13 protein-coding genes are annotated in these 15822 nt (G+C 71.8%); 5 read left to right on the top strand and 8 right to left on the bottom strand.

Annotation, left to right across the window (positions count from 1 at the left end):
* Positions 1–74: 74 nt before the first annotated feature.
* From ABZ815_RS27345 to ABZ815_RS27330, 4 genes are all read right to left on the bottom strand, one after another.
* Positions 75–1166 (bottom strand): NDP-sugar synthase, encoded by a 1092-nt coding sequence (locus ABZ815_RS27345; RefSeq protein WP_357702680.1) that lies wholly within the window; start codon positions 1164–1166, stop codon positions 75–77.
* Positions 1167–1186: 20 nt separating this feature from the next.
* The gene (locus ABZ815_RS27340) at positions 1187–2305 is read right to left on the bottom strand and encodes a glycosyltransferase family 1 protein (protein ID WP_357702678.1); all 1119 of its coding nucleotides are present in this window, start codon (positions 2303–2305) and stop codon (positions 1187–1189) included.
* A gap of 95 nt (positions 2306–2400) precedes the next feature.
* Positions 2401–3309 carry a lysylphosphatidylglycerol synthase domain-containing protein gene (locus ABZ815_RS27335; RefSeq protein ID WP_357702676.1) on the bottom strand — a complete coding sequence of 303 codons (909 nt, stop codon included), beginning with the start codon at positions 3307–3309 and terminating at the stop codon, positions 2401–2403.
* Positions 3306–4133: a methyltransferase domain-containing protein gene (locus ABZ815_RS27330; protein WP_357702674.1), complete on the bottom strand. Its 828-nt coding sequence runs from the start codon at positions 4131–4133 to the stop codon at positions 3306–3308. Before ABZ815_RS27330 ends, ABZ815_RS27335 begins: the two co-directional genes overlap by 4 nt.
* 144 nt (positions 4134–4277) lie before the next feature.
* Here ABZ815_RS27330 and ABZ815_RS27325 point away from each other — a divergent pair, with 144 nt between their 5' ends.
* The gene (locus ABZ815_RS27325) at positions 4278–5237 is read left to right on the top strand and encodes a lysylphosphatidylglycerol synthase transmembrane domain-containing protein (RefSeq protein WP_357702672.1); all 960 of its coding nucleotides are present in this window, start codon (positions 4278–4280) and stop codon (positions 5235–5237) included.
* Here ABZ815_RS27325 and ABZ815_RS27320 read toward each other — a convergent pair.
* From ABZ815_RS27320 to ABZ815_RS27305, 4 genes are read right to left on the bottom strand one after another with little or no spacing between them, the layout of a single operon-like run.
* Positions 5138–6202 carry a glycosyltransferase family 4 protein gene (locus tag ABZ815_RS27320; protein WP_357702670.1) on the bottom strand — a complete coding sequence of 355 codons (1065 nt, stop codon included), beginning with the start codon at positions 6200–6202 and terminating at the stop codon, positions 5138–5140. The genes ABZ815_RS27325 and ABZ815_RS27320 overlap by 100 nt on opposite strands.
* Before the next feature lie 3 nt (positions 6203–6205).
* Complete coding sequence (locus ABZ815_RS27315) at positions 6206–7135, bottom strand: glycosyltransferase family 2 protein (protein WP_357702668.1); 930 nt, start codon at positions 7133–7135, stop codon at positions 6206–6208.
* 58 nt (positions 7136–7193) lie between these two features.
* Complete coding sequence (locus tag ABZ815_RS27310) at positions 7194–8021, bottom strand: hypothetical protein (protein WP_357702666.1); 828 nt, start codon at positions 8019–8021, stop codon at positions 7194–7196.
* A gap of 33 nt (positions 8022–8054) precedes the next feature.
* The gene (locus ABZ815_RS27305; protein ID WP_357702664.1) at positions 8055–10079 is read right to left on the bottom strand and encodes a glycosyltransferase family 39 protein; all 2025 of its coding nucleotides are present in this window, start codon (positions 10077–10079) and stop codon (positions 8055–8057) included.
* Positions 10080–10144: 65 nt separating this feature from the next.
* Between ABZ815_RS27305 and ABZ815_RS27300 the strand changes: the two genes are divergently transcribed.
* From ABZ815_RS27300 to ABZ815_RS27285, 4 genes are all read left to right on the top strand, one after another.
* Positions 10145–11662, top strand: coding sequence for a hypothetical protein (locus ABZ815_RS27300; protein WP_357702662.1), 1518 nt, complete (start codon positions 10145–10147; stop codon positions 11660–11662).
* Between the two features lie 143 nt (positions 11663–11805).
* Entirely contained in the window at positions 11806–13428 is a 1623-nt protein-coding gene (locus ABZ815_RS27295) for an LCP family protein (protein ID WP_357702660.1), read from the top strand.
* Between the two features lie 172 nt (positions 13429–13600).
* Positions 13601–14800, top strand: coding sequence for an acyltransferase family protein (locus ABZ815_RS27290; protein ID WP_357702658.1), 1200 nt, complete (start codon positions 13601–13603; stop codon positions 14798–14800).
* 56 nt (positions 14801–14856) lie between these two features.
* Complete coding sequence (locus tag ABZ815_RS27285; RefSeq protein ID WP_357702656.1) at positions 14857–15819, top strand: glycosyltransferase; 963 nt, start codon at positions 14857–14859, stop codon at positions 15817–15819.
* Positions 15820–15822: the final 3 nt, after the last annotated feature.

Below are 15822 nucleotides of genomic sequence, written 5' to 3'. Positions count from 1 at the left end.
CACCCGTCCAGTCTGCCGCGCGGCGGCGGGTGGTCGCTCACCCGCACGGCCCGGCCGAGCGGGTCAGGGCCGGGTCAGACGTCGCTGGAGTAGCGCACCGCGCGCTCGGGCAGCTCGATGCCGGGCCAGACGCGCACCCCGCCCTGGAGCTCGTTGCCCGGCCCGACCACCGCGCCGTCGCCGATCACCGCGTCGCGCACGACCGTGCCGGCGCAGATCCGCGCGCCCTTGCCCACGACCGAATCGCTCACGGTGGCGCCGGACTCGACGACGCAGTCGTCGCACAGCACCGACCCCACCACGGACGCGCCCGCCTCGACGACGGCCCGCGCGCCGACGGCGGTGCCGCCCTGGACCTTGGCCTCGGCCGAGATCTCGGCCCCGTCGAGCGCCAGGTGCTCGCCCTGCGGGCCGGGCAGCGCGGGCGAGTCGAGCCGCCCGAGCACCAGGTCGCGCGAGCCCTTCACGAACGCGGCGGGAGTGCCCACGTCGAGCCAGTACGTCCGGTCGGCGTACCCGAGCACCAGCTCGCCGGAGTCGATCAGCCCGGGGAACGTCTCGCGCTCCACGGAGACGACCTCGCCGCGCGGGATCGAGTCGATCACCGAGCGGGTGAAGACGTAGCAACCGGCGTTGATGCGGTTGGTGACCGGGTTGGGGGTCTTCTCCAGGAACGCGGTGACCCGTCCGGACTCGTCGGTCGGGACGCAGCCGAACCGCGTCGGGTCGTCCACCTCCGTCAGGTGCAGCGTCACGGCGGCCTCGCGCTCGCAGTGGGTGCGCACCTGGTCGCCGATGTCGTGCCCGGACAGGATGTCGCCGTTGAGGATGAGCACCGGGTCGGAGGGCCCCGCGGTGAGTGCCTCGGCTGCGTTGCGGATGGCCCCGCCGGTGCCGAGCGGCGTCTCCTCGGTCATGTATTCGAGCGAGAGCCCGAGTGCCGATCCGTCACCGAAGGCGGGCTCGAACATCGCCGCCTTGTACGAGGTCGCGAACACGATCCGGCGTACGCCGAAGGACCGGGCGCGGGCGAGTTGGTGGGCCAGGAACGGCACTCCGGCGGTCGGCAGCAGCGGCTTGGGCGTGCCCAGTGTCAGCGGACGCAGGCGTGTGCCCTGCCCCCCGACCAGGAGGATCGCCTCGAGGTCTGGCAAAGAGCTCTCCATCACTCCGTGAGAGTAGCGAACTATTCGATTGCGCGTTGATAAGAGTTGAGATGCGCCTCCGCGGAGGCCTCCCAGGTGAATTCGCGTGCCCGTGCCCGCCCGGCCTCCTGCAACTGCCGCCTCCGCTCGGAGGAGGCCAGCAGCTCGCCCAGGGCGTCGGCGATGCTGTCCGCGTCCGGTTCAGTGTAGGCGACGGCGTCGCCGCCCACCTCGGGCAGCGAGGTGCGATGGCTGGTCAGGACGGCCGCGCCGCAGGCCATGGCCTCCAGCACCGGCATGCCGAAGCCCTCGCCCCGCGAGGGGAACGCCACGACGAGCGCCCCGCCCAGGAACCCCGGCAGGTCGGGCGCGCGCAGGTATCCCGGCCTGATCACCCGGACGGTGGCCTCCACCTCACGGCAGGCGGCGTCGACGTCGTCCTCGTGCACGCCGCCGCCGAGCACCAGCGCGGGCGGCGTCTCCAGCCGCTTCACGGCGGCGGCGAAGCCGCGGATCAGGTTGGGCACGTTCTTGCGGGGGTCGAGGTTGCCGAGGAAGGCCACGTACGGCCGGCCGTGCAGCCCGCACCTGATGGCCGCCCGGCGGATCTCGTCCTGGCTCGGCGGGTGGAAGTGGGCCACGTCGACGCCGTGGTAGGCGACGTCGATGCGGGTGGGGTCGGCCGACAGCACGCGGACCAGCTCGTCCCTGGTCGCCTTGGACGGCACGATGACCCGCTGGGCGTGCCGGACGGCGGTGCGCGTGGCCGAGCGGAAGAACGCGGCCCTGGCCGGACTGTGCTGCTCGGGCTCGGTGAACCAGGTCACGTCGTGCACCGTCACGACGGTCGGGACGCCGGAACGCAGCGGCATGGAGTAGTAGGGGGCGTGGATGACCTCGGCCCCCGTCTGGCGGGCGAGCAGCGGCACGCCGGTCTGCTCCCAGGCGAGCCTGGCGGCCCTGTTGGTGATGGCGACGGGGCCGGGGATGACCCGGGCCGAAGGCGCCAGGCGCCGGTACCTTTCCGCGTCCGCACGCTGGCAGACCACGGCCAGATCGTTCCCGGCCCGGTGGAGCGCGGCCACGAGCCCGTCCACGTACCGGATCAACGCGCCACGGTCGGCGGGGACCGCGGCGGCATCGACGAGCACTCGAGGCATTACGTGGATCTTCTCCCCTCAAGATCGACGTGGGACCTGGCGGGCCCCCTCTTCGATTCAGCTTATGACCACCCTCCCCCAAATCGTGGGGCAAATCACACCGAGTCGCGACGTGAGGCGATTCCCGCCAAGCCCGCGCAGATCAGGTCCCCGATGACGATGACGATGCGGGAGCAGAGGGCCACCGCGATGGCCGCGCCGCTGTCGAGCACGGGGGCGAGCACCGCCACCATCGCCGCCTCGCGCACCCCGGCCCCCGCCGGCACGACGAAGGTCACGATGCCCAGACACCACGACAGGGCGAAGGCCCCGACGGCGAACAGCAGGCCGCCCTGCGGGGCGATGAAGAAGAAGTGCACGCCGTAGGCCGTCCAGCCGGCCAGCGCCCAGCCGAGCGCGGTGAGCATGCCGCGACGGGTGAGCGGACGTTCCAGGGGCTCCCGCCCGAGCTTGCGCAGGCCGAAGCCGATCACGCCGTTGACGACCTTGGGCTCCAGCAGCACCAGCAGCAGCGGGATGAACAGCAGCACCCAGCCGAACCGGTGCCAGCCGAGCGTGACCAGCGTGACGAGCAGGCCGCTGGCGATCTGGACGGGCATCATCAGGAAGAACGCCGTGGCGCTGCGCGGGCGCGGCACGCCCAGGTCGCGGCCCATCTCCATCTGGGCGAGCACCGGCCAGACAGCGCCGGGGATGTACTTGCCGAGCTGGCCGACGAAGAACACCTTGGCGGCCGGCCGCAGCGGCAGCGGCGAGCCCAGGTCGGCCAGCAGGGTGCGCCAGGTGAGCATGGCCCCGAGCAGCGCGGCGACCACCGCGACGAGCGACCCGGCCAGCGCCGGCCACGACAGCCGGGCGAACCCGGCCACCACGGCGTCCCACTGCCTGGCCACCGCCCACGCGCCGAAGGCGAGCGCGACGGCCAGGAAGCCGAAGCGCAGCAGCCGGCGCGGCAGCGACCGCTTGGGGATCGCGCTCGCGCCGGTCTCCTCCACGAGGCTCACAGCGGCAGGACCCGCTCGGGCGGCTGCGGCAGCGCCGGCCCCGCGGGCCTGCGCGGCGTCTTGGTGGCCACCCACAGGTACGTCGGCACGACGGGCAGCAGCAGCCGCAGCACCTCGCGCGGGACGCGCGCCAGCACGGCCTTGACCAGCCGCCCGGGCAGGCCGGGGAACAGCTCGGAGCCGGCGAATCTGGTCGGCGTGGCCAGCACCGGGAACGTGTAGTCCCAGACGTGGAAGGCCCGCAACATCTTGCGCAGCCCCCGCCGCGTCCTGAACCGCTCGTAGTAGTGGTCGGCCCGCCCGGACGCGCGCACGTAGCGGTCGGCCAGCGCGGGCGGCAGGTACGACAGGAACGGCAGCTTGTAGTGGGGCTCGACGACCCCGAGCCGGTTGCCGAGCCCGAGGTAGAGCACCCCGTCGTCGGACAGCACGCGGTGCATCTCGGCCACCACGGCGTCGGGGTCGACCACGTGCTCATAGATGTGGTTGAACACCAGCACGTCGATCGACCCGTCGGGGAAGGGCAGCGCCGTGCCGTCGCCGCAGACGAACGCCACCCGCTCGCCGAACCGGTCGGCGGCCTTGCGCAACCCCGGCACGTCGATGTCGATGCCCAGCGTGTGCTTGGCCCCGGCCTGGGCCAGCTCGTCGGCGATGAACCCGGCCGAGCAGCCGACATCTCCCACGGTCAGCCCGCCGAGCGGCCCCTGGAAGTGCTCCAGCACGGCGATGATCTTCGCGGCCTTGCGGCGGCGTTTGTCCTCGTCGAGCATGGCCGACTGGAATTCGGAGTACTCGAGCTGCGCGACGCGTTGCTTGCCCACGCCGCCCAACAGTACCCGCGCCGCGGGCCCCGGTACGCTGACCTGCCCGACATGCCGGCTCTCCACGACCGCCCGGCAGGCCGGCTCTGCGCGACCTGCCCGGCCTGCTGGCTCTCCGCCCGGGCTCCCGCGTAGCCTGGCCTGATGCTGCGCCGCCTGCTGCGCGTCCTGCTCGCGCTGGTCGCCCTCGCCTTCCTCGGCTACGGCCTGGCGAGGAACTGGCACGACACGACGCAGGCCCTGACCAGGCTGTCGCCGTGGGCGGTGCTCGGGGCGTTCGGGGCGGTGCTGGCCGGACAGGTCTGCATGCTGGTGGCCTGGCGGCAGATCATGGCGGGGCTCGGCACGCGGCTGCCGCTGCGGGTGGCCGGGCGGATCATGTTCGTGGGACAGCTCGGCAAGTACATCCCGGGCGCGGTGTGGGCGTACGCGGCCATGATGGACCTCGGGCGCGACCACGGGAGCCCGCCGCGGCGCACGTTCGCCACGATCTCGCTCGGGCTGGTGGTCAACCTGGGCGTCGGCATCTCGATCGCCGCCGCCACGCTGAGCTCGCACGAGGCCGTCCGCCGGGCCTGGTACGTCGTGCTGCTGGTGCCGGTGATCATCGTGTGCCTGCATCCCAAGGTGCTCACCTGGGGGCTCAACCTGGCGTTGCGCATCGCCCGCAAGGAACCGCTGGAGAGCGTGCTGCCCGGCCGCACGGTCGTCGTCACGGTCGCCTGGACGGCGCTCGGCTGGTTCGTCTACGGCCTGCACACCTGGCTGCTGTCCGGCCGCCCCGACCTCTACCTCGTGTCGACCGGCGCGTACGCGTTCGCCTGGTGCACCGGCATCCTGGCCTTCGTGGTGCCCGCCGGGGTGGGCGTGCGGGAGGGCGCGCTCGTGCTGGTGCTCGGGCCGGTCATCGGCACCGCCCCGGCCATCGCGGTGGCGATCGTGTCGCGGCTGGCGTTCACGCTGGCCGACGCGGTCGCCGCGGGGGTCGCGTTCGTGCTCGGCCGTCAGAGCGCGAGCAGCGCGCCCGCGTACGCGGCCCAGAACGGCTCGGGATCGACCGCCTTGACCCCCGACCGCAACCTCTCCGGCTCGCCCGAGGCGTAGAAGCGCTCGATCGCCGCGCGCAGCGCCCCGGCGTCGCCCGGCTCGACCAGCAGGCCGTCGACGCCGTCGGTCACGTGGTCGGCCAGCGCGCCCACCCGGGTGGCGATCACCGGCACGCCGTGCTCGTGGCCGAGCCAGACGTTCTGGCTGGCGGTCGCGCTCCGGTACGGCAGCACCAGCGCGTCGGCCGCGGCGAACAGCTTGGGCACGTCGGCGGCGGGGACGTACCCGGGCCGCAGCTCGACCCGGTCGGCCAGGCCCAGCTCGTCGATCAGCGCCTTCGTGTCGTCGAGCCCGCCCCAGAACTCGCCCGCGACGGTCAGCGAGACGCCCTCGGGCAACGCCCGCAACAGCAGGTCGAGCCCCTTGTACGGGCGCACCATCCCGAAGAACAGCAACCGCCCGCGCACCCCACTGGACTGCTCGGCCGACGTGGACGGCAGATGCGGCGGCAGCCCCGCCACCCCGACCGGCCTGCCCGGCGCGAGCCCCCTGGCCAGCTCGGCCTGCTGCTCGGAGTGGGCCAGCACGCCGTCGACCCGCCGCAACAGCGCCTTCATCAGCGGCTGGTCGTACGGCTTCCGCTCGTGCGGCAGCACGTTGTGGCAGAGCGCGACCGTCCGGACCTTCCGCCCGATACCGGACAGGATCCCCAGATACGGAGGAACCTGCACAGGACTCAGCACCGCCAGCACCACCAGGTCGGCCGTGCGCAGCCGCCGCCCCGCCGCGAACCACCCGTCGGGCCGCCGCCAGTCGAGCCGCCGCGCGGTCCTCGGGTACGGCGTGCCCTCGGGCTCGGAGATCGTCTGCTGCCCCGGGTAGAGGAACGACGGGTACTGGGCCCGCCACGACTCGATCACCACGTCGTGGCCCTGGGCCGCCAGCCGGTGCGCCAGCTCGGTGGTGTGCTGCGCCCCGCCCCCCTTGTACGGGTAGGTCGGGCCGACGATCGCGATGCGCACGCGCTATTCCCCCCGCGACCGCACGATCAGGTCGGCCAGCAGCGCCACCGAGCCGATCAGCAGGCCCGACAGGAAGATCATGACCGTGTTGGCCGGGAAGTAGAACGGCTGCCGGATCATGTCCCAGACGCCCTTCACCATGCCGATCGCCACCAGCCAGAGCGCGGGCGGCATGAGCACCTTGAGCGGGTTGAAGTACATGATCATCCGCAGCACCTGCAGGATGTAGCGGTAGGCGTCGGAGACGAAGCTGAACTTCGACTTGCCGGCCCGCTTGGCGTACTCGATGGGCAGGTAGTAGACGTCGTGCTGGTTCGACAGGAACGACAGCGTGATCGTCGTGACGCACGAGAACCCGGGCGGCAGCAGCCGCAGGTACGGCCGGGCCACCGACTTGCGGAAGGCGCGCAGGCCCGAGTTGAGGTCGGGGATCTTCTGCCCGGCGAGCTTCTCGGCCACCTTGCGGATCACCCACTTGGCCGGCACCCGCAGGATCTTGTGCGACCCCTCCTCGCTGGTGCGCGCGCCGACGACCTGGTCGACCGTCTGGTCCTTCTCCAGGATCTGCACCAGCTCGGGGATGCGCTCGTTGGGGTAGGTCATGTCGGCGTCCGTCCAGACGACGATCTCGCCCTTGGCCTCCTGCGTGCCGATCCGGCGCACGGTGCCGGAGCCGCCGTTGCGGTGGAAGGCGCGGATGCGCAGGTGGGGATAGTCGGGCGCGGCCTCCTTGAGCCGGGCCAGGGTCTGGTCGGTCGAGCAGTCGTCGACGGCGACCAGTTCGTAGGTGTAGCCGCTGGAGTCCATCGCCCGCGTGATGCGCTCGACCTCGTCGATGACGTGGTCCTGCTCGTTGTAGCAGGGCAGGACGATCGTGACGTACGGCGCTTCTTCCACGGCAGGTCCACTCTTGGGGGTCTCAAGCGTGCTCACGGGGGTCGAGGGTACTCTGCCCCGCTGGAAGCCGAGTCCACATCGACGGGCTTCAGACTCACTTGATCAGCTGCGACCATCCTACGCCGGGCATCCTGAGCATCTCCTGACCGACGGCCTTGGCCCTCGCCGGGTCGTCGAACCGTACGCACAACACCTCGGAGACGGCGTCGAGCGTGAGAGCCGGCACGTCGCCCTGGTAGAGCCGGGAAAGGCGCAGGCCGAACGGCTTGTCCTGAAGGAACACCTCATCCACGCCGTCCAGCTCGCGCAGCCGCGCCACGACCGCGTCGCGCTGGGCCTCGGTCGCCGCGGCCCGGCAGGCGGGGTACTGCCGCCGGCGGCTGCACATCACGACGCTCAGGTCGGCCTTGCCCTCCCAGAAACCGGGCATCCGGGGCATGACCAGGATGCCGGGCTCTCCGGCCAGCCGCCGCCGGACGGCGCCGTAGTCGGCCGGGCCGCGCAGCCCGGCCTCGATCTGCGGGATCCAGCTCGCCTCGCGGGGCTTGGCCAGCCCCTCGTCGATGATCACCTTCTGGGCCCAGCGCCGCTCGATCTCGTCGGCGGGCACCAGCGTGGGCGCGACCGCCTCGGGAATCTGCCGGACCAGCGCCAGCACCCGCTCGGCGGTCCCCTCCGGGCAGCCCTGGGTCCCCTCGGTGCACAGCGTGACGGTGAAGCCGTCCACGACGGGCAGCGCGCCGACGGGAGGAGGTGAGGGCAGGAGCGAGCGCCGGTACAGGAACCAGCCGCCCCCGCCGAGCACCGCCACCACCAGGACGGCCGTCACGATCACCGCCGCCGTCCTCTGGTGGGCTCTGATCCAGGGCCGTAACCAGGGCTCCCGGTCGTCGCCGAACGACAGCTCGTCGGTGTCAGACATGTCCAGAACTATCGCGATCTTCCCGGACCGGGGTCAACCCACCGCCATCCACACGTTCACCCGCAGAGACCACGTGCCGTCGGGCGGATCCACGAGCGAGCGCTCGTCCTGGCGGGTCACCAGGCCCATGATCTGGCGCGGGGTTCCGTAGGGGGCGACCTGGGCGGGGTCCGCGGCGAGCACGACCGGCACCCGGCCGGCCGCCCTGACCCGTTCGACGGCCGCCCGGACCGCCGGCTCCTCCGCCAGGTCCTGCGTCGGGGGCCGCGTCACCTGCGCCGCCGGACGGCCGCACATCCCGCGGACGAGCTGGGTGAACCGGTCGCCGGTCACCCGCTCGACGAACAACACCGACGCCTTGGGCGGGATCGCCGCGCACATCGTCCGGACCGCCGCCGCCTCCCCCCGCTCGACCGGCGTGAACGCGGTGCCGATCGAGGTCACCACCGGCGGCGCGAGCACCAGCAGCACCCCCGCGACCGTCGCCCACCGCCGTACCGGCTCGCGCGGCCACGACCGCTCACGCAACCAGCCCAGCCCCCACACCGCCAGCACGATCAGCCCGGGGATCACGACCGGGACCAGCCGCCGCGAGGCCCACGGCTGGTCGGGGGTGATCTCGGGGCGCAGCAGCGTGGTGACCGTCGTCCAGCCGATCACCGCCAGCGGCAGCAGCCAGACGAACGGCCTGCCGTCGCGCAGCAGCCTGCGCAGCAGCACGGCCGCCGCCACCGTGGCCAGGACGACGGCCGGGATGCCGATGTACCAGGTGACCCAGTGGAGTGAGTACTCGAAGTACAGCCGCTCCGGCTGGATGGGCAGGCCGTTGGCCTGCTGGGTCTGGGCGATGAACTCGGCCGTGCGGGCGTCGTCGACGTTCGTGGCCTTCCTGGTCACGGTCTGGAACCAGGGACGGGCGTACAGGGCGGCCATGACCAGCACGACCAGCGCGGCCCCCGCCGCCGGCAGCCACCGCGGCGGCCGGATCCTGGCCAGGACGGGCGTGGCCGCCACACCGATCGGAGTGAGCACGAGCACGACCGCGCAGATGACCAGCAGCGGCCGGACGGAACCCGACAGATACTCCAGGTACGGCCGGGCCAGCGCGTACGCCGCCACCAGCCCCAGCCCGGCCCCCGCCACCAGCCCGGCCAGCAGCGGCACCCCCACCGCCCCCTGCGGCCTGCCCGACCGCCGCATCGCGATCAGCAGCCCCGCGTACGCCAGCACCGGCAGCACGTCGCGCAGCCCGTCGACCCTGACCAGCACGGCCAGCCCCAGCACCAGCCCGGCCGGCAGCCCCTGCCGCCAGCCGGGCCGCTCGGCCTCGATCGCGTCCTGCGCCAGCGCCAGGCCGCCGAACAGCAGGATCAGCGACGGGATCTCGCTGAACGTCGTGCGCGAGGTGTAGAGGATCGGCAGGCTCACCGCGAACGCCGCCGCCGCGAGCACCGCCCACCGCCCGCCGGCCAGCCGCGCCGCCACCCCGGCCACCGTCAGCACGGCCAGCGCCCCCAGCACGGCCGGCACCGCGAACGGCGCCCCCAGCCAGTCGCCGATCGCGAACAACATCGGCGGCCCCGGCATGAACTGCGGCACCACGCCGCCGTCCACCGGGTAGGTGCCGACGCTGTCGAAGTACAGGGAAGGGTCGTGGCCGCCGAACGCCGCGGCCTGGTCGGGGATCGGCAGCGAGCCGTGCCCGGCGATCCAGGCCGCGTACTGGGCGTAGGTCGCCGGGTCGCGCCGGACGAGGAGCTGCTCGGAGTGCATGACGACGTTGAACACGCCCGACCCGGCGGCCACCGCCAGGACCCCGGCCACCTGCCACGGCGTGGCCTGGACGCCCTGGCCCGCGCCACGCGCCCCGCGCCGGACGCCGCGCGTGCCCGCCCAGCACAACAGCGCCGCCGCGGTCACCCCGAGCAGCAGCGCGGGCAGCGGCGCGAACCGGCCGGCCAGCAGCAGCGGCAGGCCCACGAGCAGCCAGCCCGCCACGGCGAGGGCGGGCGACACCGACAGCGCGGCCAGTACACGGCCCGATCGATCACGTTCCATCGGTGAGCGAGCGTATCCAACGCCGGAGTCACGGCGTCCACGGAAACGCGGGTAGCGTACGCGAGGTGCAGGAGGAGCGGGATGACGCGCAGGTGAAGCCGGGGCCGGGTGCGGGAGCCCCAGCCCGGGACGGCGCACCCCACACCTGGCGGCGGATCGCCTCCTGGGCCAAGGAGCCCGGCTGGTGGCGGCGGCACGGCTGGTTCGCGGGTGTGCTGGCGGTCGGCGCGGCGCTGCGCGCGCTCGCCATGCTCGGCTACCGCCCGGCCCTGTGGTTCCCCGACTCCTACACCTACATCGTCACCGTCTTCCACCCACGCCCCGACCTGGTGCGCCCGGCGGGCTACTCGATGTTCCTGAAGCTCCTGCAACCGTTCCACGGCTTCTGGGCGGTCACCGCCGCGCAACACCTGCTCGGCCTGGCCACCGGCGTCATCGTCTACGTGGCCGCGCGCCGGGCCCCCCGCTGGGCGCGCACGCTCGCGGCCGTCCCCGTGCTGCTGGACGCGTACCAGGTCGAGCTGGAGCACCTGCTGGTCTCCGACACGCTGTTCCTGTTCCTGATCGTGGCCGCCGTGGCGCTGAGCCTGACCGAGAGGCCCTCCACCGTCGCCGCCATCGGCCTGCTGCTGGCCGCCGCCACCCTGACCAGGACCGTCGGCCAGCCGCTCATCGTCGTCCTGGCCGCGTGGTTCGTGCTGCGCAGGCGCGTGGGCCTGGCCGGGGTGCTGCTCGCCGCCGCGCTGGTCCCGGTGGTCGCCTACGGCGCCTGGTTCTACGCCGCCAACCACCGCGTCGGCCTGGTGGGCGCGAACGGCGTCTTCCTCTACGCCCGCACGATGTCCTTCGCCGACTGCGCCAAGATGGACCCGCCGGCCGACCTGCGGGTCCTGTGCGACCCCCGTCCGCCGGAGCTGCGCCCGCCGTCGCAGGAGTACATCTGGAGCAAGGACTCGCCGCTGGTGAAGCTGCCCGGGATCACGTTCTCGAAGGCGAACGACGACCTGGCCTCCAGGTTCGCGACCCTGGCCGTCACCAGCCAGCCGCTCGACTACGCCGGCTCGGTGCTGTCCGAGCTGGGCCGCACGTTCGCGTGGGGGCGTCCGGTCTATCCCGACGCGGAGATCTACGCCTACTACGAGTTCCCGGTGACCCCACCCGGACCACCTGGCCGCTATCCCGCGCAGGTCGGCGCCGACTATGCCAAGCTCTACGAGCAGGGTGCGATCGGTACGGAGATCGTCGAGCCCTACGCAGGATGGCTGCGGGGCTACCAGAGCGTGGTGCGCCTGCCCGGCCCGGTGCTGCTGGTGCTCCTGCTCGCGCCGCCCGTCGCGGCCGCCGTGCGCAGGGCGCGGGGCCTGCGTCACGCCGGTCCGCCGGCGTGGCTGGTGCCCTGGTCGGCAGCCGTTGTGCTACTCGTCACACCGCCCGCCGTGGCCGAGTTCGACTACCGGTACGTGCTTCCGGCCGCGCCTCTCGCCTGCCTGGCGGGGGCCCTGAGCGTCCGGCCTGACCTGCGGAGACGGTCAGAAAGCGGGAAAGACTTTGGCAATGATATTCCACGAAATGTCCGGCTCTGAGTATGCTGTGCCGCGGAAACATCACGCCCGGGTCACGGTCGTTTCCGGCGGTCATGGCACCGGGCACGCCGTACGTGACCTAATCTCGTGGCGCGGAGCGACCAAGCCGGCGCGTTGGCGCAAGGAACGAGGCTGGGGGGCGTATGAGTGACTACAGGAGCGCGTCCGTTCAGGACGCCAGAGTCGCCTCCAGCGCTCCGGGCAGCCGGATGGCGCGACGGGCGGCGGGCTCCCCGCCTTCCCCGCCCGACGACCGGCCCGCACGCGGCCACCGCGGCGACGGCGACGGCGGCGGGCAGGGCAAGATGCGGGTGCTGGCCTGGGTCAGCATCGCCGTCACCACGGTCATGGTCGCCGGCGCGCTGACCGGCTACACCGTCTACCGCGACGCCTTCGGCAACATCACCCAGAAGAGCGTCAAAGAGGACATCATCAACCCGCGTCCGCGTGACACGGGCGCGCTCAACGTGCTGCTCGTCGGCTCCGACACCCGCGCGGGCAAGGGCAACGCCCGATACGGCCAGCAGATCGCCAGGACGGCCGACGCCGGCGGCAAGCGCACCGACACGATCATCGTCATGCACATCTCCCCCAACCGGGACAAGGCGCGCCTGATCAGCTTCCCGCGCGACTCGATGGTGCAGATCCCGAAGTGCAAGAACGAGACCACCAAGGCCGAGATGCCGCCCCGCCGGGACATGATCAACTCGGCGTACAACTCCGGCGGCATCGCGTGCACGATCTCCACGATCGAGACGCTCACCCAGATCCGCATCAACCACTTCGTCGAGGTCGACTTCAGCGGCTTCAAGAACATCGTCGACGCCCTCGGCGGCATCGAGATCTGCCTCAAGTCCGGCGTCAACGACAAGGCGTCCCATCTCGTCCTGCCTCCGGGCAAGAGCCTGCTCAACGGCGAGAAGGCGCTCGGTTACGTACGCCTGCGCCACTACGGCGACGGCAGCGACATCCAGCGCATCAAGCGCCAGCAGATCTTCCTGAGCAAGGTCATCGCCAAGGCCACGAGCAGCGAGCTGCTCACCGACATCGGCAAGCTGACCGGCTTCATCAAGGCGGCGGCGGGCTCGGTCACCATGGACCCCGAGCTGGCCAACGACACCCAGCAGCTCATCGACATCGCCACCAGCGCCAAGGAGCTGACCGCGGGCGGCGTGCAGCTCACCACGATCCCGTGGCTGCCCGACCCGCAGGACCCCAACCGGGTGGTCTGGAAGGAGCCCGACGCCTCCGCGCTGTGGGCCTCGGTCATCAGCGACACCGATCTGCCCAGCCCGTCCCCGAGCGCCGGCGCGACCACCAAGCCCAAGGTCACCCCGAAGCCCGAGCAGGTCAAGGTCCAGGTGCTCAACGGCACCACCACGCCGGGCAAGGCCCGCCTGGTGGCCGACGAGCTGGCCAAGCAGGGCTTCAACGTCGTCGGCGTGGGCAACTACCAGGCCGCCGACGGCGCGAGCCTGCCGGCCAGCGAGATCCACTACGCCAAGGGCGCCGCCACCGGCGCCGACTACGCGGCCGTGCTGTCCGGCGCGGTGCTGCCCAAGCCGGCCCCCACCGCGGGCAAGGTCACCGCGACCAACCCGCAGCCCTACACCTCCGGCCTTTCCGCCGGAACCGGCGGAAAGGGCGCTCCGGTGCTCCAGCTCGTCGTGGGCTCGGACTTCAAGTCGGTCAAGGTGACCAAGCTTCCTGACAGCGTGAACAACAGCACGATCACCGCCTCCGACCAGAAGAACGTGTGCACCTGAGGCTCCAAGTTCCCTGTGGAACCGGACGTCTGGTGAGACAGGGACCACTAGATCGAGATAATGTTTGCGGGTCGGCGACGCAGCGCGACACAGCCGCAGTTAAGGCGGTTGTAAGTATGAAATGTCAGAATTGCGTCGTGCACCCCGGCCCCTAGCGAAGCTGAGCTCCCCAGTGTCTGACACAAAGTTCTCCCCACCGGTCACGACCCCGCGGAGCCCTGACGGCCCCGGCGAGGAAGGTGGGCCGGCGAACACTGGAGCTCGCTGGCCCCTGCCCCAGGAGCCCGTCTGGGGCAACCAGACCGACCCCCACGGCATCGCGACGGCCGAGCGTCCCGCCGAGCAGCAGGAGCCCGCCGAGGAGCCCGAGCCGCCCAAGCGCCGGCGCGACCCCTACCTCGACAACGTCAAGTTCATCCTGATCGCGCTCGTGCCGCTGGGCCACTCGCTGGTGCCCACGCTCGCGGCCCATTCCTCCAGAGCGCTCTACATCTACATCTACATGTTCCACATGCCGCTGTTCGTGTTGATCAGTGGCTACCTGTCCAGGAACTTCTGGAACTCGAACGCGAAGACGAACAAGCTCGTCGACACGTTCGTCGTGCCGTACGTGATCGTGGAGATCGGCTACGCCGCCGTCCGCGCCGGGCTCGGCCAGAAGTGGAGCCTCACGATCATCGATCCGGCGTGGCTCAACTGGTACCTGCTGGCGCTGCTGTTCTGGCGGTTGTCCACACCGGTGTGGAAGCGGATGAAGCACCCGGTCCCGGTCGCCATCGTGATCTACATGTTCGCCGGGTTCTCGCAGATCACCGGCGACTTCAGCATGGACCGCTTCTTCGGCCTGCTGCCGTTCTTCGTGATCGGCCTGGTGATGCAGCCCGAGCACTTCGAGATGCTCAACAAGTTCTGGATCAAGATCGCGTCGGGCGTCACGCTGCTGTGCGCGGCGGCCGTGGCCATCGTCATCGCGCCCAAGGCGCCGCTCGCCCCGTTCTACTTCAAGAACAGCTTCCAGGACATGGACCTGTCCTGGTGGATGGGCCTGCTGCTCAAGGCCGGGCTGCTGGTCTGCGCCCTGGCGATGAGCTTCGCCGTGCTGGCGCTGGTGCCGCGCGGCGAGACCTGGTACTCCGACCTCGGCACCCGCACGCTCTACTGCTACCTGCTCCACGGCATCCCGGTGCTGATCGCCAAGGACCAGGGCTGGCTGGCCCTGCCGTGGCTGCACGGGCCGCTCGGGGTGCTCGCCATCGCGTGCAGCTCGTTCGCGCTGGCGATCGTGTTGTGCCTGCCGGAGACGCGCACGGTCTTCAAATGGGTGCTCGAACCTCGCCTGACCTGGCTCTATCGCCGCCCCTCTGGAAGTTAAGCGGCACTTCTACCTGAGTTAACGCCTTTGACCTGGTAGACGCGGAGCATCGACACATGCGCGCATGTGTCGCCACCACCGTCCATCATCCCGAGGACGCCCGGATCATGCACCGGCAGATCAGGGCGCTGCTCGACGCGGGCCACGAGGTGACCTACGTCGCGCCGTTCACCTATTACAACGTGACCCCGGCCGTCGGGCTCACGGCCGTCGACGTCGCCCGGCAGGCGCCGTACGGGAAGGCCCGCGCGGCGCTGAGACGCGGCGTGCGGGACGCCGACCTGCTGATCGTGCATGATCAACGGCTGCTGCGCGTGCTGCCCCACCGGCGCCCTCCGGTCGTCTGGGACGTCCGCGAGGACGTCTCCCCCAGGCGGCGGGCACGCGCGGAGAGGCGGCACCACGTGATCACCTCCGCCGTGGTGCCCGAAGCGACCCTGGTGTCGCCCAGCCCGCCTCCTCCCGGCGACACCAGGGTCGTGCACATCGGCCGCCTGGCGGCCGACCGCGGCGTGGCCGAGCTGATCGCCCTGGCCGAGCGCCTGGCGCCGCACGGCGTCCGGATGGACCTCATCGGCGGCGCCGACCGCGACGTGCGCCCGCTGCTGCGCGACGCCCAGCGCGTCGGCCTGCTCGACTGGTTCGGGTACGTGCCCAACCGGCACGCCCTGCGCATGTCCGAGGGCGCTCTGGCCGGGCTGTCCCTGGCCGGCGACGCCGTGACCGAGCCGCCGACGAAGATCCTCGACTACATGGGCCGCGGCCTGCCGGTGATCGCCACCCCGCAGGCCGCCCCGCTGGTCAGGGGCACCGGCTGCGGCCTGGTCGTGCCCCTGGACGTGGACGCGCTGCTGGACGCCGTACTGGACCTCAAGGAGGACCCCGTGCGGCGGGCCGACCTGGGGGCGCTCGGGCACGCCGAGGCCCGGCTGCGCCACCACTGGCCCGACCGGGCCGCGGACTTCGTCAAGCTGGCCGAGTCGTGGGCGGCCCTGCCCGAACACGCGCTGGCGGTGTAGGAA

The organism is Nonomuraea sp. NPDC047529 (genome assembly GCF_040642995.1).
Lineage (GTDB): Bacteria > Actinomycetota > Actinomycetes > Streptosporangiales > Streptosporangiaceae > Nonomuraea.
Note: the sequence above shows the minus strand (reverse complement) of the source record. Positions and strands in the feature narration are given on the sequence as shown.

Excerpts from the sequence above, each read along its gene's own strand:
- ABZ815_RS27345 (WP_357702680.1), bottom strand. The coding sequence starts at position 1,166 with ATGGAGAGCTCTTTGCCAGACCTCGAGGCGATCCTCCTGGTCGGGGGG.
- ABZ815_RS27340 (WP_357702678.1), bottom strand. The coding sequence starts at position 2,305 with ATGCCTCGAGTGCTCGTCGATGCCGCCGCGGTCCCCGCCGACCGTGGC.
- ABZ815_RS27325 (WP_357702672.1), top strand. The coding sequence starts at position 4,278 with ATGCTGCGCCGCCTGCTGCGCGTCCTGCTCGCGCTGGTCGCCCTCGCC.
- ABZ815_RS27310 (WP_357702666.1), bottom strand. The coding sequence starts at position 8,021 with ATGTCTGACACCGACGAGCTGTCGTTCGGCGACGACCGGGAGCCCTGG.
- ABZ815_RS27305 (WP_357702664.1), bottom strand. The coding sequence starts at position 10,079 with ATGGAACGTGATCGATCGGGCCGTGTACTGGCCGCGCTGTCGGTGTCG.
- ABZ815_RS27295 (WP_357702660.1), top strand. The coding sequence starts at position 11,806 with ATGAGTGACTACAGGAGCGCGTCCGTTCAGGACGCCAGAGTCGCCTCC.
- ABZ815_RS27285 (WP_357702656.1), top strand. The coding sequence starts at position 14,857 with ATGCGCGCATGTGTCGCCACCACCGTCCATCATCCCGAGGACGCCCGG.